A 20371-nucleotide genomic window follows, 5' to 3' on the forward strand; every position below is an offset into this window, starting at 1 on the left:
GAAGCCATGGCCGCGTTCCGCGTCGCGCTCGCGAACCTCACCTACCCCGACACGCCGGCCGAGGCCGTCGCGCGGGCGGAGCGCGCGATCGCGCAGGCCGGGCGGGAGGGGGCCGGGCTCGTCTGCTTCCCGGAGGCGTACGTCCCCGGCTACCGCGCGCCCGGCAAGGCGGTGCCGCCGTACGACGCCGGCTTCATGGAGGCAGCCTGGGCGGCCGTGCGCGCCGCCGCGGCGAGCGCGGGCGTCGCGGTGATCCTCGGGACCGAGCGCCGCGTGGGCGCGGAGCTGCGGCTCTCGGCGCTGGTCGTGGACCGGGACGGCGCGGTCCTCGGGTGGCAGGACAAGGTGCAGCTCGATCCGTCCGAGGACGCGGCGTACGCGCCCGGCGCGGAGCGGCGCCTGTTCACGACCGGGCCGCTGACGTTCGGGATCGCGATCTGCCACGAGGGCTGGCGGTATCCGGAGACGGTGCGGTGGGCGGCGCGGCGGGGCGCGCAGGTCGTGTTCCACCCGCACTACGGCTGGGCCGAGCCGGGCGGCTTCCGCCCGACGCGCTTCGGAGACCCCGGGAACAGCTTCCACGAGCAGGCGGTGCGCTGCCGCGCGGCGGAGAACGGCTGCTACTTCGCCTCCGTGAACTGCGCCAGCGACGGTGCTCCGACCACGTCGGCGGTGGCTGGCCCGGACGGGAACGTGCTGGCCTGGCAGCCCTACGGCCAGGACGGGCTCCTCGTCCTGGAGCTGGACCTCGAGGCGGCGACGGGGCTCCTGGCGCGGCGCTGCCGGACCGGACCGTGACGAGCGGGACCGGCCGCCCCGGGGGCGGGTCGCGCGGAGCGCCGGCCTAGAAGCGGTTCTTCCGGCGCAGCCCGCCGGTCTTGGCGATCACGTCGGCGAGCTCCGTGAGGGCGCGCCACTCGGCCGGCGAGAGCGGCACCACCGAGAGCCGGCCCTGCCGGATCAGGGCGGACCCCTCGAAGGCGGGCTCCTGCTTGAGCGCCTCCAGGGGGACGGGCGCCGGCAGCGCCGCGCCGGCCTCCACGTCCACGCAGACCAGGCCGGCGCCCTCGGCCGTCGGGTCCGGGTAGGCCTCGCGGACCACCTTCGCGAGCCCGACGGCCCGCTTCTCGCCCGAGTGGTAGACGACCGCCTGGTCGCCGGCCTTCATGTGCCGGAGGTTGGCCTGGGCCTGCGGGTTGGCCACGCCCGTCCAGGCGGTGCGCCGCTCGGCCGTCAGATCCTCGAAGCTGTACGCGCCGGGCTCGGTCTTGAGCAGCCATTGGGCCATGCGGCAGGTCTAAGGGCCGGGCCCGGTCCGGGCAACGCTGGCGAAAGATTCCCGGCCCAGGCCGTGTTATAGACGGCAATCATGTTCGGTCTCGGCTTCGGCGAAATCCTGATCGTCCTCGTGCTGGCCCTCGTCCTCCTCGGACCGCAGAAGCTCCCCGAGGCGGCCAAGCAGCTCGGCAAGGGCATGCGCGAGTTCAAGAAGGCCACCGACGACCTGAAGCAGCAGTTCGAGAAGGAGATGTACGCCGAGGATCACCCGGCGCCGCGGCCCACGCCCACGCTCGTGGACAACCAGCCGCCGGCGATGCGTCCGCCGGTGCCCGCCGGCCCGGTGCCGGTCGCGAGCGCCGAGAACGTGCCCGGTCTCGACGTCGCCCTGGCCGACGCGCCCGCTGCCCCGGCTCCCGCGGCCGCGCCGGCCGCCGCCCCCGCCCCCGAGGCCGCGGCGCAGCCGGCCGCCCCCGCCGCCGACACCGCCAAGTCCGCATGACCGAGACCGCTCCGAAGCTCCCCGCCCCCGAGACTCCTCCCGAGCCCGAGGGCGAGGTCAAGGCGTCCTTCTTCGAGCACCTCACCGAGCTTCGCAAGCGGCTCATCCAGTCGCTCCTGGGCGTGCTGGTGGGGATGTGCCTCGTCGGCTACTGGTCCGAGGACATCTACCGCTACGTGATGCGGCCGGTGCTGGCCGCGCTGCCGAAGGGCGACGCGTCGCTCAAGTACACCAACTTCATCGAGCCGTTCATGGTGTACCTGAAGGTCGCGCTCTACGGCGGCCTCTTCGTGGCGGCGCCCTGGGTGCTCTTCCAGATCTGGCAGTTCATCGCGCCGGGGCTCTACAAGCGCGAGAAGAAGGTGGTCATCCCCTTCCTCGCCTTCGGCACCCTGCTGTTCTACTCGGGCGCGGCCTTCTGCTACTTCCTCGTGATGCCGTACGCCTTCCCGGCGCTGCGCGACATCGCCGGCCCGGACATGACCCCCATCATCAAGATGGAGGAGGCCCTGTCGCTGGTGCTCGCGATGCTGCTCGGGTTCGGCGTGGTCTTCGAGGTGCCGGTCATCATCGCCTTCCTGTCGATGATCGGGCTCGTCTCCGCCGACTTCCTCGCCAAGTACCGCCGCCACGCCATCGTGGTGAACGTGCTCCTCGCCGCGATCATCACCCCCACCGGCGACCCGTTCAACCTCGCCCTCATGGCGGTGCCGATGATCGTGTTCTACGAGGTCGGCATCATCCTGGCGCGCATCCTCGGGAAGAAGAAGCCGGCCGCGGCGTAGCCGCGCCTCGGTCGCGGGAGGCGCTCACGCCCCCGCGGCCGTGATCCGATCGAACACTCGCGCCCCGTGCCGCCGCACCGCGGCCACGAGGCCGCCCTCGGCCTGCAGCGCCCGCACGATGGGCGTCGGCCGCTCGGCCCGGAACTCCCGCCCGGTCGCCACGTCGCGCACGAGCCCCAGCGCGAGGTCCACCTCGAGCTCCCGCCCCTCGGCCGCGAGGGCGTCGAAGTCGTCGTCGCGGAGCACGAGGAAGGGGAGCGCCTCGTTCACCAGGTTGCGCTTGTGGATGAAGGCGTAGCTGCGCGCCAGCACCGCCCGCACCCCGGCGCCCCGCAGCGCCCAGACCGCCTGCTCGCGCGAGCTGCCGGAGCCCCAGCCCTCGCCGGCCACCACCACCGTCGCCCCGCCGCGCGCCCGGTCCACGAACTCGGGGCGGACGTGGGCGAAGCAGTGCGCCCCGAGCTCGGCGGGGGTGGAGAGGTGGCAGAACTCGCCGGGGATGATGGCGTCGGTGTCCACCGCGTCCCCGAAGCGCTGCACGCGGCCGCGCACCACGCCGCCCGCGGGCGCGGCCGCGCCGGCCTCGCCGCGGGCCGCCTGCGCCACCGCGAGCCGGGGCGCGTCGATCCGCACCTCCGGCCACGGCGTCCGCCGCTCCCGGCCCAGGATCCGCTCCAGCCGCGCCGGATCCAGGCGGGCGAGCAGCGGGCGCGGGTCCTCGAGCCGCAGCGCGAGCGCGCTCGCCGCCACCGTGGCGGCCGAGGCGAGCCACGCGAGCGACCCCTCGCCCATGCGGTTGCGAAAGTTCCGGTTCTGCGACGAGAGCCAGACCTCGCCCGGCCCCGCCTTCCGGCTCGCCACGCCGAGGCACATGGAGCAGCCGGGCGGGTCCACCGCGAAGCCGGCCCGCTCGTAGGCGACCCAGAGCCCGGCCTCGCGCAGGTTCTCCTGGATGGCGAGGTCCCCCGGCACCACCACCCGCCGGCCCGGCGCCGCCGCCGCGGGCTCCCGCCCGGCCTGGAGCGCCGCCTCGAGCACCAGCCCCGCCAGCGCCAGCTCCTCCTCGGTGGTGGTGCAGGCGCCGATGAAGACGCCGTCGAGCCGCTCGCCCCGCACCTCCTCGACGCCGAAGACGTTGTCCGGGCTGAACGGCCGGGCCACCTGCGGCGAGAGGGCGTCGAGCCGGACCTCGTGGCGCGAGCGGTAGCGCGCCCCCTCGTCGGCGCGCAGGTAGCGCGGGGCGCGCGGCGGCGCCTCGCGCCCGGCGAGCCAGGCCGCCACCCGGCCGTCCGGCTCGAAGATGCCGTTCAGGCCGCCGAGCTCGGCGGTCATGTTGCAGATGGTGAAGCGCATGTCGGTGGTGAACCCGGCGACGTCGCCCCGGTACTCGACCGTCCGCTCCATGGCCGCCTCGTTGCGGCGCAGGAGCGAGAGCGTGCGGAGCACCACGTCCTTGCCGCCGAGGCCGAAGGGGAGCCGCCCGCGGTAGGCCACCTCGATCGCCTCCGGCACCTCGATCCAGCTCTCGCCGAGCGCCATGGCCGCGGCCACGTCGGCGCCGCCGAGCCCGACCGCGAACGCGCCCAGCCCGCCGTGCGAGCTCGTGTGGCTATCGGCGCCGAGCACGAGCTCGCCCGGCTCGACCAGCTCCCGGTAGAAGCGGGTGTGGAGGATGGTCTCGTTGGCGTCGTGGAAGTGGACGAGCCCCTGGGCGCGGGCGAAGTCGCGCGAGCGCTGCGCCAGCCGCCGCGCGCGCGGGTCGCTCGCGAGCGTCACCGGATCGACGGTGTGATCGACGGCGAGGAAGAAGCGGGCCGGGTCGCGGGGCGGGGGGCGGCCGAGCGCGACCCAGGTCTGCTCCATCCCGTTCCAGGCGAGCTCGCTCGCGAGGGTCCAGTCCACCCGGACGCGCAGCACGTCGCCCGGCTCGACCCACGGCCGCGGCAGGCCGAGCGCGTGCTCGGCCAGGATCTTCTGGGTGAGCGTCATGGGGTGCTTCTCGTCCATGATCCCTCCGGGCCGCGGCGCTCTCCGGCGCTCCCTCCGGCGCCTTGCGCCGCCGTCTCATTTTTCTACCTAGGAGTGTGGCGCGCAGCGGGGGGAGCCCGGATGGCGCGCGCTCCAGGAGGGAGTCGGCATGGCGCGGATCGCGGTGATCGCCGGGGACGGCGTCGGGCCGGAGGTGATCCCGCAGGGCGTGCGGGCGCTCGAGGTGCTCTCGGCGCGGCGGGGGCTCGGGCTGGTCCTCGAGCCCTGGCCGTACGGCGCCGACCACTTCCTCGCCACCGGCGAGACCCTGCCCGAGGCCCGCTTCGAGGCGCTCCTCCGCGGCGAGTACGCGGCGGTCCTCCTGGGCGCGGTCGGCGATCCGCGCCTGCCCGACCACCGCCACGCCCGCGACATCCTGCTCGGCCTGCGCACCCGGCTCGACCTCTACGTGAACCTGCGCCCGGTGCGGCTCCTCGACGACCGGCTCACGCCGCTCAAGGGCAAGACCCGGCGGGAGGTGGACCTCGTCGTCTTCCGCGAGAACACCGAGGGGCTCTACACCGGCGCCGGGGGCCGGGTGCGACCGGGCACGCCGGAGGAGGTGGCCCTCGAGCAGGACGTGAACACCGCCCGCGGCGTGACGCGCATCCTCCGGGCGGCGCTCGACTTCGCCCACGCCCATGGCAAGCGCCGGGTCTGCATGAGCGACAAGTCGAACGCGATGACGCACGCCGGCGCGCTCTGGCAGCGGCTCTGGCGCGAGCTCGGCGAGGGGTACCCGGAGCTGGAGCGGCGCCACCTCTACGTGGACGCGCTCTGCCTCGAGCTCGTCCGCGCGCCGGAGCAGTTCGACGTCGTCGTCACCTCGAACCTCTTCGGCGACGTCGCGAGCGACGTGGGCGCCGCCATCGCCGGCGGGATGGGGGTCGCGGCGAGCGCCAACCTGAACCCGGAGAGCGGGCTCGGCCTCTTCGAGCCGGTGCACGGCAGCGCGCCGGGCCTCGCGGGGAAGGACCTCGCGAACCCCTGCGCCACCTTCCTCACCTGCGCGCTGCTGCTCGAGCACCTGGGCCACCCCGCCGAGGCGCGGCTCCTCGAGGCGGCGGTGGAGCGGGCCGCCCGCGAGGGGCGGCTCACGCCCGACTGCGGCGGCGCGCTCGGGACGCGGGCGGTGGCCGACTTCGTGGTCGAGGAGCTGGCCCGGACCGCCTGAGCCCGCGCGCGGAGGAGGGCGCGTCCCCCGCGATCCGGCGAGGGGCGAGGCCAGGTTCCGCTAGGATGCGCCGATGTTCTTCACCGCCCTCGCCATCCTCCTCTCCCTCTGGATGCTCGTGAAGCACGGCCGGCGGGCGGTGCTGGTGCTCGCGCCGTCGCTCGTGCGCGTGAGCGCCGACCCGGCCGCCCCGCCGCGCACGCCGGCGCAGGTCGCCGCCGGGGAGGCCCTGCGGGCGCTCGGGTTCGAGCGGCTCGGCGCGCGCGCGGAGCGGAGCCCGCTGCGCGGCCTCGACCTCCCGTCCGACGCCTGGGTGCACCGGGGCGTCGGCGCCTACGCCGACGTGCTCGCCCTCTCGCCGCGCGGAGGCGGGCCGGCCTACGCCTACTTCCTCTCGGGCTTCGACGACGGCGCCCTGGTCCTCACCGCCAACCACGCGCGGCTGCCGCAGTCGGGCCCGGCGGTGCTGGCGGGCGGGCTGCCGGGCGCCACCCTGGACGGCGCCTGGCGGGCCCACCAGGTGGCGGTGGCGCGGCTCGCGGCGGCGCACGGGCCGCCCCGCGCCGACGGGCTCGCCGCCCGGGGAGACCTGGCGCGCCGCTGGTACCGCGGCCCCGGCCGGGCGGAGCTGCGCCGGATGTTCGGCATGAGCCTCGTCTCGGCCCTGGTCGCCCTCTTGCTGTTCGTGGGGAGCGTGAACCTCTTCATGAGGGCCCTTATGCACTAGGGTCGCCCGCCTCCGCGGGCCGGAGGCCACATGAACCCCGCCCACCCCACCGAGGTGGTCTTCCTCGCCGCCCGGCGGACGCCGTTCGGCGCTTTCGGCGGCGCCCTCAAGGACCTCACCGCCACCGACCTCGGCGTCCACGCCGCCAAGGCCGCGCTCAAGCAGGCCGGCGTGGCCGCGCACCACTTCGGCCACGTGGTCCTGGGCAACGTGGCCCAGACCTCCGCCGACGCCATCTACTTCGCCCGCCACGTCGGGCTGCGCAGCGGGCTGCCGCAGACGACGCCGGCGGTGACCGTGAACCGGCTCTGCGGCTCGGGGTTCGAGGCGGTGGTGCAGGGGGCGATGCACCTCCTCACCGGCCAGGCCGAGGTGGTGCTCACCGGCGGCGCCGAGTCGATGAGCCAGGCCCCGTTCGCGCTGCGGGGCACCCGCTTCGGCGTGCCGCTCGGCAAGGTGCCGGCGATCGAGGACACGCTCTGGTCGGCCCTCACCGACAGCTACGCCGGGCTGCCCATGGCGCTCACCGCCGAGAAGCTGGCCGAGCAGTACGCCGTCACGCAGGACGAGGTGGACGAGTACTCGGTGCTCTCGCAGCGGCGGTTCGCCGCGGCGCAGGAGGCGGGGCGGCTGCGGGACGAGCTCGCGCCGCTGGAGGTCGAGACGAAGAAGGGCCCGGTGGAGGTGACCCGCGACGAGCACCCGCGCCCCGGTACCACCGTCGAGGCGCTCCGGAAGCTGCCCAAGGTGTTCAAGAAGGACGGGCTCATCCACGCCGGCGCGGCGAGCGGGATCGCCGACGGCGCGGGGGCGCTGGTGCTCGCGACGCGCGCCTTCGCCGACGCCCACCACCTCCGCCCGCTGGCGCGGCTCGTCAACTGGGGCTTCGCCGGGGTGGACCCGACCATCATGGGGATCGGCCCGGCCCCGGCGTTCCGCAACGCGATGCAGCGCGCCGGCGCGAAGCTCGCCGACTTCGACCTCTTCGAGGTGAACGAGGCCTTCGCGCCGCAGTACCTCGCGGTGGAGAAGGAGCTCGGGCTCCCCCGCGACCTCACCAACGTGGACGGGGGCGCCATCGCGGTCGGCCACCCGCTCGCGGCCTCGGGGGCGCGCATCACGATGCACATGTTGTACGAGCTGCGCCGGCGGGGCGGGCGGTACGCCCTCGGCGGCGCCTGCATCGGCGGCGGGCAGGGGATCGCGGTGATCGTGGAGGCGCTCTAGGGCGCGGCGCACCGTTCGCGGGGAGGGGCGGGCGGCTGCCGGAAGGTGGTGCGTCATGAGGTCCCGGCCGAGGAAGTCGGAGGTCGTCTACGACTGGAACGCGCTCGAGGCGCCGCCCGCGCTGGCGGAGCGCCGCTTCACGCTCCTCGACGAGACGCTGCGCGACGGCTGCCAGTCCCCCTCGGTGCGGGAGCCCGCGCTCGACGACAAGCTCCGCCTGCTCCACCTCATGGACCAGCTCGGGGTGGCCCGGCTCGACGTCGGCCTTCCCGGCGCGGGGCCGCGGGCGCGCGCCGACATGGCCGAGCTCCTGAAGGAGATCGCCCGCGCGCGGCTCAAGCTCGACGCCATGGTCGCCTGCCGGACGGTGATCGAGCCCGACCTCGCCGGCGCGGCCGAGCTCTCGCAGCGCACCGGCGTGCCGCTCACCGTCTACGCCTTCATCGGCAGCTCGCCCATCCGGCAGTGGGCGGAGGACTGGCCCCTCGAGTTCATGGTGAAGCAGAGCCTCGACGCGGTCCGCTTCGCGGTGCGCGAGGGGCTGCGGGTGGTCTACGTGACCGAGGACACCACCCGCAGCCACCCGCACACGCTCGACGCGCTCTTCCGGGCCGCCATCGACGCCGGGGCCGAGGGGCTCTGCCTCTGCGACACGGTGGGCCACGCCACGCCCGACGGCCTCGCCCGGCTCTACCAATTCACCCGCGACCTGCTGCGCGGGCACGGGGCCGAGCACGTCACGCTCGACTGGCACGGCCACAACGACCGCGGGCTGGCGCTGCCGCTGGCGCTGCGCGCCGCCGAGCTCGGGTTCGACCGGATCCACGGCTGCGCGCTCGGCATCGGCGAGCGGGTGGGGAACACCGCGCTCGACCTGCTCATCCTGAACCTCAAGCTCCTCGGCGCCTGGCCGCACGACACGCGGCGGCTCGTCGAGTACGTGCGGCTCACCTCGCGCGCCACCGGCGTGCCCATCCCGGTGAACTACCCGCTCTCGGGCGCCGACGCCTTCCGCACCGCCACCGGGGTCCACGCCGCCGCGATCGTGAAGGCGCTCGCCAAGGGGGACGAGGCGCTGGCCGACCGGGTCTACTCGGCGGTGCCGGCCGGGCTCTTCGGGCGCGAGCAGGAGATCGAGGTCGGTCCGATGAGCGGCCTCTCGAACGTGCGCTACTGGCTCCTGCATCGGCGGCTCCCCACCGCGGAGCCGCTGCTCCGGGCGGTGCTGGAGCGGGCCAAGCGCTCGGACCGCGTGCTCGCCGAGGAGGAGATCCGCGAGGTGGTGGACGCCTTCCGGGCGGTGCAGGCCCGCCGGCGCGCCGGTCCCACCCATCCAAGCCACGCCGGGGCCTAGAGCCCGTGACGCCCCTCGGCGGGCTCCCGCCGGAGGGCTCGCGCCGCCGCCGCGCCGCGCTGGCGCTGCGCCGCCGCTCCGCTTATCTTCGCCGCCATGCGCAGACGGGACACTCCGTTCGACGAGCTGCTCACCTTCGGTGGACGGGTGCCGTCGGTGGTGGGGGGCCTCATCGCGATCCTCGTGATCGCGAGCCTGGCGGGCGCGCTCGTCCCCGGGCTCCGCTCGGCGGCGGTGCTCTTCCCCGGCGCGGTCTGGGCCGGGCAGCTCTGGCGCGTCGTCACCTACCCGTTCTTCGAGTCCGATCCGCTCTCGCTCGTCTTCGGGGCGATGATGCTCTACTGGTTCGGGCGCGACCTGTCGTACGCCTGGGGCCCGCGTCGGTTCCTCATCACCTTCGTCTCCTTCGGCGCGGCGGCCGGCGTGGTCACCTGCCTCGTGGCGCGCCTCTGGCCGGCGGTCTGGGCCCACCCCTACCTCGGCATCTGGCCGGTCGCCGACGCGATGGTGGTGGCGTGGGCGATGATCTTCCCGGAGCGGCAGATCCTGCTCTACTTCGCCCTCCCGGTCTCGGGCCAGGCGCTGCTCTACCTCACCGTGGGCGGCACGCTGCTCTACTCGGTGTTCGGCGGGCTCGCCGCCTTCGTGCCGCACCTCGCCGCCGAGGCGATGATGCTGGTGCTGGCGCGCGGCTACTCGCTGCGCGGCCTCTGGCAGACCATGCGGATCCGCTCGCAGGAGCGGCGCGCGCGCCGGCGGGCCCGCCACCTCAAGGTGGTGGGCAAGGAGTCGGAGCCGCCGCGCTGGATGAACTGAGGCTGGCGCCGGCGCGCGCCGGCGAGGCTCAGCCCGTGACGATCTCCTTCGCCGCGTCGGCGTAGATCCAGATCCGCTCGGCCGCGCTCCGCCAGTCGGCGGGGACCAGGAAGAAGCCCACGCCGCCCGGCTCGTAGTCGTCGCTCGTGCCCGCGAGCTGGCGGCCGTCCCGGAAGGTCACGGTGACCTTCTGGCGCGCCGGCGGGGGCGGGAGGGCGCCCGGCGCGGCCATGAAGAAGACCGCCTTGACGAGGTCCGACCGGACCGGCTCCGGCGGCGCCCCGGCCGCCGGGCGCAGCGAGAGGTCGGGGGCGAGGAGGTCGGGATCGACGAGGACGCCCCGCTTCACCGGGCCGTCCACGACGTGGATCACCACGCGGTGCTCGCCCGGGACGAGCCGGTCGAGCGGGGCGGCCGGCGCCGCCTCGCCGGCGGGTTCCGGTTCGGGCGCGGGGGCGGCGAGGTACGCGGGAGCCCCCTCCCCGGCCCTCCCCCGCTGCGCGGGAGAGGGTGGGACTTCCAGTTCCGGCGCTGCGGGAGAGGGCGCGGCTACGAGATCGGGCTCTGCGGAAGAGGGTGTGGCTTCGAATCCCGGCTCTGCGGGAGAGGGTGTGGCTTCGAGCTCAAGCTCGGGCGCGGCGGGCTGCCCGCCGTCCTCCTGGAGCCCCGGGCCGCCCTCCGCGAGCAGCGCGCCGCGGCCCTCTCCCTCCCCGCCGGGCGGGGAGGGCAGGGGAGGGGCGGCCAGGAGGTCCTCGACCTCGAACGCGTCCACCACCTCCAGCTCGGGCTCGGGCTCCGCGCCCGCCGCCTCGGCCTGCGGCTCCGGCTCCCCTTCCACCACCTCGAGCTCCGGCTCCGCCTCCACGTCCGGCTCCGGGAACCCGTCCTCCCCTTCGTCGGCCGCGACCACGCTCGCGAGCGCCTCGAGCGCGAGCGCGTCGAGCGGCGGCTCCTCCGCCGCGGGCGCGGGCTCGGCCGGACCACCCTCCGTCTCCCCGTCGGCCGCGACGACCGGCGGCTCCGGCTCCTCCTCTACCCCCTCGCCCTCTCCCGAGGCCTCCGGCAAGGGCGGCTCGAAGGCGCCCGGCTCCCCGGGGCAGCCGGCGAGGTCCGTGGCGTAGCTCCCGAGCTGGGGCGCGCGCGGCGCGGGGGTGGCCTCCACGAGCGGGAAGGGCGGCTCGGCCGAGGGATCGAGCGCGAGCTCCGGGGCGGCAGCGGGACCGAGGGCGGCCGGCAGCGGCGGCTCCGCGTCTGGCGGCGCGCCCGGCAGCTCGCCGAGCGTGAGCCGCGGCCAGGGCTCGGCGTCCGGCGGCGCGTCGGGCGGCAGGGGGTCGAGGACCGGGGGCGGCAGGGCCGCCTCCGGCGTGAGCATGGCGGCGAGCGGCGAGGGGGGCCAGGGGGCCGCCCGATCCTGCGCCGCCTCGACCAGCACCGGCACCGCGCCGGCGCCCGCCGGCTCGAAGGGCGCCGCGACCGCCGGCGGGAGGTCCGCGTCGTACTCGCCGACAGCGGGGTGCGCCGGCGCGGCCGGTGCGGGCTCCGCCGGGGCGTCGGCCTCGGGCGCGAGCGGCGCGCTCGCCTGGCCGGCGGCGGAGAGCGCCCGCTCGGCCACCTCGGGCGGCAGGAACTCGGCGATGAGCCGCAGCCGGGCGGCGGCCCGGGCCAGGTCGCGCTCGAGCCGCAGCGCCTCCCCCTCGAGCCCGGCCAGGATCTCCGTCCGGCGCTCCTCGGCGTCGGGCGGCAGGCCCCCGGCGGCGCGCCGGACCTCCAGCGCGCGCAGCTCCTCCAGCACGTCGGCTTCGGGCATGTTCGACCTCGATGCGCCCCCGCGCCGCGCGATCATAGCGCGCCCTCGCCCCCCTCCAAAGGCCGTGGGCCCCTTGATCTCGGCCCGCGCGACGCGCATGAATGCGCCGTGACCCACCACCCCGCGCTCAAGGTGGTCGGCGGTGCGACGACCGCTCCGCCGCCCGCCCCCTTCCTGCCCATGACCCGCGCCGAGATGTCCGCGCGCGGCTGGGACGCGCTCGACGTGCTGCTCGTGACCGGCGACGCCTACATCGACCACCCGGCCTTCGGCGCGGCGGTGATCGGCCGGCTCCTCGAGGCCCAGGGCTGGCGGGTCGGGATCGTGGCCCAGCCCGACTGGCGCACCGCCGCCGACGTGCAGCGGCTGGGGCGCCCGCGCCTCTTCGCCGGGGTGACCGCCGGGTCGATGGACTCGATGGTGAACCACTACACCGCCCACAAGCGGAAGCGGTCCGACGACGCCTACACGCCGGGCGGCGCCGCGGGCCGGCGCCCGGACCGGGCGGTCACCGTCTACTCCCGGCTGCTGCGGGAGGCCTTCGGCGACTCCCTCTGCATCGTCGCCGGGGGCGTCGAGGCCTCGCTCCGGCGCATCGCCCACTACGACTACTGGGACGACCGGATCCTGCCCTCGATCTGCTTCACCAGCGCGGCCGACCTCGTCGTCTACGGCCAGGGCGAGAAGCCGATCCTCGAGATCGCGCGCCGCCTCGCCTCGGGCGAGGACAAGTGCGGCCTCGTGGACGTGCCCGGCACCGCGCTCGCGGTGGCCGACCTCTCCCTCGCCGCCCTCGAGTCGCGCGAGCGGAAGGCGCTCGAGCTGCCGGCCTTCGAGGAGGTGGCGAAGGACCGGAGGCGCTTCGCCGAGTTCTCGCGCCTGTACCACCTCGAGCACAACGAGGAGAACGCGCGCATCCTCCTGCAGCGCCACGGCGCCGGGCCGCGGGCGCGGACGGTGGTGGTGAACCCGCCCATGCCCTCGCCCACCACCGAGGAGCTCGACCGGGTCCACGAGCTCCCCTACCGGCGCGAGGCGCACGACCTCTACGGCGGCGCGCACATCCCGGCGCTCGAGCAGATCCGCTGGAGCGTGTCGATCCTGCGCGGCTGCGCCGCGGGCTGCGCCTTCTGCTGCATCACCGAGCACCAGGGGCGCGACGTGACCAGCCGCTCCGAGGCGAGCGTGGTGCGCGAGGTGGAGACCCTGGCGCGCGACCCCAAGTTCCGCGGCACGGTGAGCGACCTCGGCGGCGCCACCGCCAACATGTGGCAGATGGGCTGCACGAGCGCGAAGGCGCACGCCGCCTGCCGCCGCCTCTCCTGCACCTACCCGACCGTCTGCCAGTTCTTCGGCACCGACCACGGGCCGCTCATCCAGCTCTACGAGAAGGCGAGGCGGGTGAAGGGGGTGAAGCACCTCTTCGTCGGCTCGGGCGTGCGCTACGACCTCGCCCACCACGACCGGAAGAACGGCCAGCGCTACCTCGAGGTGCTCATCGGGCAGCACGTCTCCGGCCAGCTCAAGGTGGCGCCGGAGCACGTGTCGGGCGACGTGCTCGCGACCATGAAGAAGCCGGGCCCCGAGGAGTTCGAGCAGTTCCGCGGCGAGTTCGAGCGGTACTCGAGGAAGGCCGGCAAGGAGCAGTACCTCGTCCCCTACTTCGTCTCCTCGCACCCCGGCTGCAGCATGAAGGACGCGGTCGAGCTGATGGACTACCTGAGGCAGAACGGCTGGCGGCCGCAGCAGGTGCAGGACTTCATGCCCACGCCGATGACGCTCGCCTCCGACATGCACTGGTCCGGCTACCACCCCATGTCCGGCAAGCCCATCCACGTGGTGAAGGACATGCGGGAGAAGAAGATGCAGAAGGCGCTCATCCGGTGGGCCGATCCGGAGAGCAAGCCGCTCGTCGAGGAGGCGCTGCGCCGCGTCGGCCGGCTGCGGCCGGGCGAGCGGCTGCCCTCCCGCGCCGCGCCCCCGTGGAAGCGCCAGCGCGGGCGGCGGCCGCAGGCGTAGCGCCGGGCCCGGGGGTTCCCCCTCGCCGCGGGCGACCTAGCTTGCCCGGTGTGTCCCTCGCCCTGCTCGCGCTGCTCGCCTCGGCCGCCCTCCCCGCGGAGCACCCCGTGATCTACGCCGCCCTCGGCGACTCCACCGGCGTGGGCGTGGGCGCCGGCAACGACGGCGGCTACGTCCGGCGCACCGCGGAGCGGCTGCGCGACGCGGGCCACCCGGTGCAGCTCGCGAACCTCTGCGTCTCGGGCGCGCGCGCCGCCGACGTGCTGCAGGGACAGCTCCCGCTCCTCGCCCCCACCGAGCCCGACCTCGTCACCCTCGGCGTGGGCATCAACGACGTGACCAACGCGACGCCGCTGCCCGCCTTCGAGAAGGCGTTCGGCGAGCTGCTCGACCGGCTCGCCGCGACCGGCGCCCGGGTGGTGGTCCTCGACGTGCCGGACCTCTCGCTCTCGCCGCTCGCGCGCGGCGACGTGGCGCGCGCCAGCATCCGCGGCCGGGTCGAGGCGGTGAACGCCGTGATCCTGGCCGCCGCGGCGCGTCACCGCTTCCCGGTGGCCGACCTCTACACCGAGAGCCAGGCCGAGCTGCCCGGCCACCCGGAGCTGCTCTGCGAGGACCGCTTCCACCCCTCGAAGGCCGGCTACGACCGCTGGGCGGCGGCGCTCTGGCCGGTGGTGGCGCGGGCGGCCGGCATCGCGGCGGAGGGCCTTCCCACCCGGCCGGCCCGGCAGTAGCCTCGGGCGCCATGCCCGAAGACCGCCTGTCGCGCCACCGCCGCCTCGTCGAGGCCGATCACCGCCACCTCTGGCACCCGTTCACCCAGATGCAGTCCTGGCTCGCCGAGGAGCCGCTGGTGGTGGACGAGGGCGACGGCGTGTACCTCGTCGACACGCTCGGCCGGCGCTACCTCGACGGCGTCTCCTCGCTCTGGTGCAACGTCCACGGCCACCGGGTGCCGGAGATCGACGCCGCCATCACGGCGCAGCTCGGCAAGCTCGGACACTCGACCCTGCTCGGGCTCGCCTCCACCGCCTCGATCGAGTGCGCCGAGGAGCTCGCCCGCGTCCTGCCGCGGGGGCTGACCCGGATCTTCTTCTCGGACGCCGGGGCCACCGCGGTCGAGATCGCGCTCAAGATGGCGTACCAGCACCACCAGCTCCGCGGCGACGCCGAGCGGAGCGAGTTCGTCTCCATCCGCGGCGGCTACCACGGCGACACCATCGGCTCGATCTCGGTGGGCGGCATCGACCTCTTCCACCGGATCTTCAAGCCGCTCCTGTTCCAGGTGAACCAGGCGCCGCAGCCCTACTGCTACCGCTGCCCGCTCGGGAAGCGCCGCGCCACCTGCGCCATGGAGTGCGCCGGCGCGGTCGAGGAGGTGCTCGAGCGGCGGCGGGGCAAGGTGGCGGCCCTCGTCGTCGAGCCCCTGGTCCAGGGCGCCGACGGGATGATCACCCAGCCGCCGGGGTACCTGCGCCGGCTGCGCGAGCTCTGCGACCGGCACGGCGCGCTGCTCGTCTGCGACGAGGTCGCGACCGGCTTCGGCCGCACCGGCACCACGTGGGCGGTGGAGCAGGAGGGCGTCACGCCCGACATCCTCACCTGCGCCAAGGGGCTCACCGGCGGCTACCTGCCGCTCGCGGCCACCTGCACCACCGAGCGGGTGTTCGAGAGCTTCCTGGGGCCGCACGAGGCGCAGCGGACCTTCTTCCACGGCCACACCTACGCCGGGAACCCGCTCGCCTGCGCCGCCGCGATCGCCAGCCTGCGGCTCCTCCGGGAGCGCCGCGTGATCGAGGGGCTCCCGGCCAAGGCCGCCGCCCTGGCCGACGCGCTCCGGCCGCTCGCCGAGCACCCGCGCGTGGGCGAGATCCGGCAGCGCGGGCTCATGGTGGGCATCGAGCTCGTGAAGGACCGGGCCACCCGCGAGCCCTACCCGTACGCCGAGAACGTCGGCCACCGCGTGATCCTGGAGGCGCGCCCGCTCGGCGCCATCCTGCGGCCGCTCGGCAACGTGGTGGTGCTCATGCCGCCGCTCGCCATGACGGAGGCGCAGCTCCGCGAGCTCGCCGGGATCGCCGGCGAGGCGATCCGGCGGGCCACGGCGGAGGCGTGATGCGCGGCCTGTTCGTCACCGCCACCGACACCGGCGTGGGCAAGACCGAGGTCTGCTGCGCGCTCCTCCGCGCCGCTCGCGCGCGGGGGCTCGACCTCGTCGCCGCGAAGCCGGCGCAGTCGGGCCACGCGCCGGGCGAGGCGAGCGACGCCGAGCGGCTCGCGCGCGCCATGGACGGCTGCGAGCCCGTGGGGGCGATCTGCCCGTACACCTTCGCGGCGCCGCTCGCGCCGGCGGTGGCGGCGCGGGTGGAGGGCCGCGAGGTCTCCTTCGCGCGCGTGCTCGAGGCGGTGCGCGCCCTCGCGGCGCGCCACGCGGCGGTGCTGGTGGAGGGCGCGGGCGGGCTCATGACCCCGCTCACCGCGCGCGAGACCTACGCCGACCTCGCCGTCGCGCTCGGGCTGCCGGTGCTGGTGGTGGCCCGCGCCGGGCTCGGCACCGTGAACCACGCCGTACTCACCGTCGAGGCGCTCCGCGCGCGCGGGCTCGCCGTCGCGGGCGTCGTGCTGAACCGCGCCGGGCCCGGGGGCGATCCCTCCGAGCCCTTCAACGCGGCCGAGATCGAGCGGCTCTCCGGCGCGCGCGTGATCGCTTCCCTGCCCTGGGAAATCGATATCGCGCGCGAGTCGCGGCTCGCCGATCTGCTCGCCGAAGTAAAGTTTTGAGCCGATCGGACGGAAATTGGATCGCCTCGCGGATCGCAAATAGATCTGCGTCCCGTGCCCAACGTCGTCGATCTCACCTTGTGCTCGGAGGCGCGCCGCGCGCTTCACCAGGTCCTCGCGCAGCGGGGGCTCAACTTCTTCCTCAAGCCCGGCCAGGGTCCGTGCGCGCGGCTCGATCCGCGCCGCATCGCCTGGGTGGTGAACGCCGCCCGCCGCCGCCGGGGTGTGCACCCCGCCGACCCCGACGCGCTGTCGCGCACCCGCCGCATCGTGCGGCGCGAGCTCATCCGCCGCATGGCCGACACGCTGGTGTCGGCCGGGCTGTAGGGCCGCCGCTCAGGGCGCCAGGCCGGCGCTCTTCTCGACGAAGCGGAGCCGCAGGTCGGTGAGGAGGGTCTCGAAGACGTGGTCCTCCTCCGGCGTGCAGTTGCCGCGCGTCTTCTCGCGGAGCAGCGCCAGCAGGTCGATGGTCTGCTGGGCCAGCGGCAGGTTCACCTCGGGCTTGCCGGTCTCGGGGTGCGGCGCGTCGCCGAGGTGCACGAAGGCGGACGAGCCGAGCGAGACGAGGAAGGTGGTGAAGTCGATGCTGCGGGGCGTGCGGGGATCGTCGGCCATGCGCGCTCTCCTTGTACGTCGCCGCCCGGCGGGCGGTCAGGCTCTCAGTCGAGGTCGAAGGCGAACCGCTCGGCGGCGTAGCCGCGCTGGACGAGCAGCACGATCCGGCCGCTGCGGCGGGCCTTGCCGGCCTGGCGGCGGAACTCGGCCAGGCTCGTCACCTCGCGCGAGTTGACCTCGCGGACGAGGTCGCCCGGCTCGAGCCCCTCGCGCGCCGCCGGCGAGCCGCGGTGCACCGACCGGATCACGAGGACCCGCGCGCGGGTCTCGGCGAGGTCCAGCCCGACGCGGCGGGCCACGAGCTGCTCCACCCGCTCCGGCGAGAGGTCCACCGCCTTCACCGGCACCGCCACCCGGCCGCCGGCGCGCTGCACCTCGAGCCGCGCCGTCTCGCCGATGGCGAGGTCGCGGACGCGGAAGCGGTACTCCTCGGCGCTCTCGAGCGGCTGCCCGTCCACCGACTCGATGACGTCGCCGCGCCGCAGCCCGGCCGAGGCGGCGGGCGAGCCCGGCTCGACCGCGGCCACCACCACGCCGCGCGCGCTCCGGCCGCCCTCCTTCTTCTTCAGGTCCTGCACGTCGAGGCCGAGGTAGCCCTCGCGCACCTCGCCGTGGCGGATGAGGTCCTCGGCCACGCGCCGCGCCCGGTCGATGGGGATGGCGAAGCCGATGCCGGCGTTCCGGTCGCCCAGGATGGCGGTGTTGATGCCGATGAGCTGCCCGTCGATGTTGAGGAGCGGGCCGCCCGAGTTGCCGGGGTTGATGGAGGCGTCGGTCTGGACGAAGTCGAAGAGGGTCCGGTCGCCGGCCTTGAAGTTGCGGTGCACGGCCGAGACCACGCCGGTGGTGACGGTGTGCGAGAGGCCGAACGGGTTGCCGATGGCGATCACCGTCTCGCCGATGAGGAGGTCGTCGGAGCGGCCCGGCGCCACGAAGGGCATGCGCTCCTGCGCCTCGAGCTTGAGCACCGCGAGGTCGCTCGACGGATCGGTCCCGACCACCTTGGCGGTGAGCTCGCGCCCGTCGAGGAGGCCGACGCGGAAGCGGGCGCCGCGCTCCACCACGTGGTTGTTGGTGAGGACGTACCCCTCCGGCGAGACGATGACGCCGGAGCCGAGCGAGGTGACCTGGTAGCCCTTGCGGTAGCGCGGGCGCTCGAACAGGTCGCCGAAGAGCAGGTCGGCCACGTCGCCGCCCTGCCGCTGCGAGGGCACGCGGATCCGGACCAGCTCCTCGGCGGAGACGTTCACCACCGCCGCCCGCACCTTCTCCACCGCCGCCACCACGGGGGTGCGGCGGTTCGAGCTGGGGCGGCTCTCGGCGCTGGGGAGCGCGCCGCCCCCGGCGGCCCGCGCGGGCCAGGCGGCGGGGGCGGTCAGCGCGGCGAGCAGGAGGATCGCGGCGTGGAGAGCCGGTGAAGAAATCCCCTCCCGTCGCCGCGGCGAACGATCCGCATCGCATCGCTGCGTTGCTTCTCCCTCACATACCTTGCAGGTATGCTCGGTCGTCGCGCCTTGCGCTGCTCGCGTCTCGCTCGCCTGGCTCGGTCCGGGGATTACCTCACAGGCTCTGCGACGACGCACGGCGCTACGCCTCGGGACCCTCGGCGGCAGGCGACTCCTCCTCCTCGTCGTCGAAGTCGTCGAGGTCCATCGCGGCCTCGACCGGGACGGCCTGATCGGCGAGGTCGGGCAGCTTCTTCAGGAGCTGCTCGTAGTCCTTCTCGTCCACGACGCCCTTCTTGATGTAGCGGGCGACCACGCGCTTGTCGACGAGCTTGTTCTCGTATTCGGCCATTTCTTCCTCTTGGGGGGAGGCCCGGAAAATAGGCGGGCGCTTGCGACCCCGTCAAGTGCGTGCTACCGCAACGTACATGCCCCGGCAGGACGCCAGATGGGTCGAGCGGCGCTCGCGGCTGCGCGGCCTCTACGCCGTCGCCTGCGGTCCGGACCCGGTGGAGCAGGCGCGGGCGGCCGTGGCGGGCAGCGCCTCGGTGGTGCAGCTCCGGCTCAAGGACCGCCCCGCGGGCGAGGTGCTCGAGGCGGCGCGGCGCATCGTGGCGCTCGCCGCCGGGCGCGCGCTCGTGATCGTGAACGACCGGGCCGACCTGGCGCTCCTCGCCGACGCCGACGGGGTGCACCTCGGCGACGACGACCTGCCGCCCGAGGAGGCGCGCCGGCTCCTCGGCCCGGCGCGGCTCGTCGGCCGCACCACCCGCACCCTCGACGAGGCCCGCGCGGCCCTCGCCGCCGGCGCCGACCACGTGGGCTTCGGCCCCATCTTCGCCACCCGCACGAAGCAGCTCGCCGTCCCCCCGCGCGGCCTCGACGCGCTGCGCGAGGTGGCGGCCGCGCTGCCGGCACCGGTGGTGGCCATCGGCGGCATCGACGAGGCGAGCATCGAGCGGGTGGCCGCGGCCGGCGCGGCGGCGGCGGCGGTGGTCGGGGATCTCTTCGGGAACGGCGACGTGCGCGCGCGGGCGGAGCGGCTCTCGGCCGCCTTCGCGCGCGGCGAAAGGGGCGGTCCATGACCAGGCGTCCGCGGATAGGCGTGACCCTCGACCTCGACGAGGCGGCGGCCCGCTACGAGCTCAAGCGCGCCTACGCCGACGCGGTGCTCGCGGCGGGCGGCCTGCCGGTGCTCATCGCCTACGGCGACGAGTCGGCGGCCGGCGCCTACCTCGCGCTCTGCGACGCGCTGGTGGTGACCGGCGGCGACTTCGACATCGACCCGGCCCGGTACGGGGAGGCGCGGCGCGCCGGCTGCGGCCCGGAGCACCCGGCGCGGACGGCGTTCGAGAGCGCGCTCGTCGAGGCGGCGATCGCCTCGCGCCTGCCGCTGCTCGGCATCTGCGGCGGCATGCAGCTCCTCAACGTGGTCCGGGGCGGGAGCCTCCACCAGCACCTGCCCGACGACCTCCAGATCTCGCACGAGCAGCCCGCCCCCAAGGACCGCCCGAGCCACGACGTCGACGTGGCCCCGGGCACGCTCCTCGCCCGGCTGGTCGGGCCGGGGCCGCTCGCGGTCAACAGCACCCACCACCAGGCGGTGAAGCGGCCCGGCACCGGGGTGCTCGTCTCGGCCCGCGCGCAGGACGGCGTGGTCGAGGCGATCGAGCTGCCGGACCTGCCCTTCGCGCTCGGCGTGCAGTGGCATCCGGAGGCGTGCGCGGTCCACGAGCCGCGCCACGCGGCGGTCTTCCGCGGGCTCGTGGAGGCGGCGAGGGATCTGCGGAGATGAGGAAGCGGGGGGGGACTT

Annotated in this window: 21 protein-coding genes; 15 read left to right on the forward strand and 6 right to left on the reverse strand. The window is 75.2% G+C overall.

All coding sequences use genetic code 11. The annotated features are described in order from the left end of the window. Nucleotides 1-6 precede the first annotated feature (6 nt). Nucleotides 7-798, forward strand: coding sequence for a carbon-nitrogen hydrolase family protein (locus AMPC_RS14650; RefSeq protein WP_248342050.1), 792 nt, complete (start codon nucleotides 7-9; stop codon nucleotides 796-798). A gap of 46 nt (nucleotides 799-844) precedes the next feature. Here AMPC_RS14650 and AMPC_RS14655 read toward each other — a convergent pair whose 3' ends face one another. Further along, nucleotides 845-1288 carry an EVE domain-containing protein gene (locus AMPC_RS14655; protein ID WP_248342051.1) on the reverse strand — a complete coding sequence of 148 codons (444 nt, stop codon included), beginning with the start codon at nucleotides 1286-1288 and terminating at the stop codon, nucleotides 845-847. An 81-nt stretch (nucleotides 1289-1369) separates the two neighbouring features. On the opposite strand from AMPC_RS14655, the gene tatB reads away from it, so the two are divergent. After that, nucleotides 1370-1780 (forward strand): Sec-independent protein translocase protein TatB, encoded by a 411-nt coding sequence (gene tatB / locus AMPC_RS14660; RefSeq protein ID WP_248342052.1) that lies wholly within the window; start codon nucleotides 1370-1372, stop codon nucleotides 1778-1780. Then, nucleotides 1777-2565 carry a twin-arginine translocase subunit TatC gene (gene tatC, locus AMPC_RS14665; protein WP_248342054.1) on the forward strand — a complete coding sequence of 263 codons (789 nt, stop codon included), beginning with the start codon at nucleotides 1777-1779 and terminating at the stop codon, nucleotides 2563-2565. Before tatB ends, tatC begins: the two co-directional genes overlap by 4 nt. Before the next feature lie 24 nt (nucleotides 2566-2589). Here the strand turns inward: tatC and AMPC_RS14670 are convergent, their stop codons facing one another. Next, nucleotides 2590-4572, reverse strand: a complete 1983-nt coding sequence (locus AMPC_RS14670) for a LeuD/DmdB family oxidoreductase small subunit (RefSeq protein ID WP_248342056.1) — start codon at nucleotides 4570-4572, stop codon at nucleotides 2590-2592. A gap of 130 nt (nucleotides 4573-4702) precedes the next feature. On the opposite strand from AMPC_RS14670, the gene AMPC_RS14675 reads away from it, so the two are divergent. The 5 genes from AMPC_RS14675 (at nucleotide 4703) to AMPC_RS14695 (ending at nucleotide 9891) form a co-directional block, all read left to right on the forward strand. Beyond that, nucleotides 4703-5767, forward strand: a complete 1065-nt coding sequence (locus AMPC_RS14675) for an isocitrate/isopropylmalate dehydrogenase family protein (protein ID WP_248342057.1) — start codon at nucleotides 4703-4705, stop codon at nucleotides 5765-5767. 73 nt (nucleotides 5768-5840) lie between these two features. Further along, on the forward strand, nucleotides 5841-6494 hold the full coding sequence (locus AMPC_RS14680) for a hypothetical protein (protein ID WP_248342059.1): 654 nt from the start codon (nucleotides 5841-5843) through the stop codon (nucleotides 6492-6494). A 30-nt stretch (nucleotides 6495-6524) separates the two neighbouring features. Beyond that, nucleotides 6525-7721, forward strand: coding sequence for an acetyl-CoA C-acyltransferase (locus tag AMPC_RS14685; RefSeq protein ID WP_248342060.1), 1197 nt, complete (start codon nucleotides 6525-6527; stop codon nucleotides 7719-7721). 55 nt (nucleotides 7722-7776) lie between these two features. Next, nucleotides 7777-9075, forward strand: coding sequence for a LeuA family protein (locus AMPC_RS14690; protein WP_248342063.1), 1299 nt, complete (start codon nucleotides 7777-7779; stop codon nucleotides 9073-9075). A gap of 96 nt (nucleotides 9076-9171) precedes the next feature. Further along, nucleotides 9172-9891 (forward strand): rhomboid family intramembrane serine protease, encoded by a 720-nt coding sequence (locus AMPC_RS14695; protein WP_248342064.1) that lies wholly within the window; start codon nucleotides 9172-9174, stop codon nucleotides 9889-9891. 28 nt (nucleotides 9892-9919) lie between these two features. On the opposite strand, the gene AMPC_RS14700 is transcribed toward AMPC_RS14695, so the two are convergent. Further along, the gene (locus AMPC_RS14700; RefSeq protein ID WP_248342066.1) at nucleotides 9920-11698 is read right to left on the reverse strand and encodes a DUF6982 domain-containing protein; all 1779 of its coding nucleotides are present in this window, start codon (nucleotides 11696-11698) and stop codon (nucleotides 9920-9922) included. A 108-nt stretch (nucleotides 11699-11806) separates the two neighbouring features. Between AMPC_RS14700 and AMPC_RS14705 the strand changes: the two genes are divergently transcribed. The 5 genes from AMPC_RS14705 to AMPC_RS14725 are packed head-to-tail and all read left to right on the forward strand — an operon-like array spanning nucleotide 11807 to nucleotide 16825. Continuing rightward, entirely contained in the window at nucleotides 11807-13717 is a 1911-nt protein-coding gene (locus AMPC_RS14705; protein WP_248342067.1) for a YgiQ family radical SAM protein, read from the forward strand. Nucleotides 13718-13767: 50 nt separating this feature from the next. Next, nucleotides 13768-14451 (forward strand): SGNH/GDSL hydrolase family protein, encoded by a 684-nt coding sequence (locus tag AMPC_RS14710; protein ID WP_248342069.1) that lies wholly within the window; start codon nucleotides 13768-13770, stop codon nucleotides 14449-14451. 11 nt (nucleotides 14452-14462) lie between these two features. Beyond that, nucleotides 14463-15833 (forward strand): adenosylmethionine--8-amino-7-oxononanoate transaminase, encoded by a 1371-nt coding sequence (gene bioA, locus AMPC_RS14715; protein WP_248342070.1) that lies wholly within the window; start codon nucleotides 14463-14465, stop codon nucleotides 15831-15833. Then, complete coding sequence (gene bioD / locus AMPC_RS14720; protein ID WP_248342071.1) at nucleotides 15833-16498, forward strand: dethiobiotin synthase; 666 nt, start codon at nucleotides 15833-15835, stop codon at nucleotides 16496-16498. The genes bioA and bioD overlap by 1 nt, the downstream gene beginning before the upstream one ends. A 54-nt stretch (nucleotides 16499-16552) precedes the next feature. Next, nucleotides 16553-16825 carry a hypothetical protein gene (locus AMPC_RS14725; RefSeq protein WP_248342074.1) on the forward strand — a complete coding sequence of 91 codons (273 nt, stop codon included), beginning with the start codon at nucleotides 16553-16555 and terminating at the stop codon, nucleotides 16823-16825. A 9-nt stretch (nucleotides 16826-16834) separates the two neighbouring features. Here AMPC_RS14725 and AMPC_RS14730 read toward each other — a convergent pair whose 3' ends face one another. The 3 genes from AMPC_RS14730 to AMPC_RS14740 form a co-directional block, all read right to left on the reverse strand. Next, nucleotides 16835-17113, reverse strand: a complete 279-nt coding sequence (locus tag AMPC_RS14730) for a DUF1844 domain-containing protein (RefSeq protein WP_248342075.1) — start codon at nucleotides 17111-17113, stop codon at nucleotides 16835-16837. 44 nt (nucleotides 17114-17157) lie between these two features. Then, nucleotides 17158-18399 (reverse strand): trypsin-like peptidase domain-containing protein, encoded by a 1242-nt coding sequence (locus AMPC_RS14735; protein WP_248342077.1) that lies wholly within the window; start codon nucleotides 18397-18399, stop codon nucleotides 17158-17160. Nucleotides 18400-18700: 301 nt separating this feature from the next. Then, nucleotides 18701-18910 (reverse strand): hypothetical protein, encoded by a 210-nt coding sequence (locus AMPC_RS14740; protein ID WP_248342080.1) that lies wholly within the window; start codon nucleotides 18908-18910, stop codon nucleotides 18701-18703. 76 nt (nucleotides 18911-18986) lie between these two features. Between AMPC_RS14740 and thiE the strand changes: the two genes are divergently transcribed. Together thiE and AMPC_RS14750 are read left to right on the forward strand one after the other, a co-directional pair. After that, nucleotides 18987-19643, forward strand: a complete 657-nt coding sequence (gene thiE / locus AMPC_RS14745) for a thiamine phosphate synthase (RefSeq protein ID WP_248342081.1) — start codon at nucleotides 18987-18989, stop codon at nucleotides 19641-19643. Then, on the forward strand, nucleotides 19640-20353 hold the full coding sequence (locus AMPC_RS14750; protein WP_248342082.1) for a gamma-glutamyl-gamma-aminobutyrate hydrolase family protein: 714 nt from the start codon (nucleotides 19640-19642) through the stop codon (nucleotides 20351-20353). Before thiE ends, AMPC_RS14750 begins: the two co-directional genes overlap by 4 nt. The last annotated feature ends 18 nt before the right edge of the window (nucleotides 20354-20371 follow it).

The organism is Anaeromyxobacter paludicola, assembly GCF_023169965.1.
Lineage (GTDB): Bacteria > Myxococcota > Myxococcia > Myxococcales > Anaeromyxobacteraceae > Anaeromyxobacter_B > Anaeromyxobacter_B paludicola.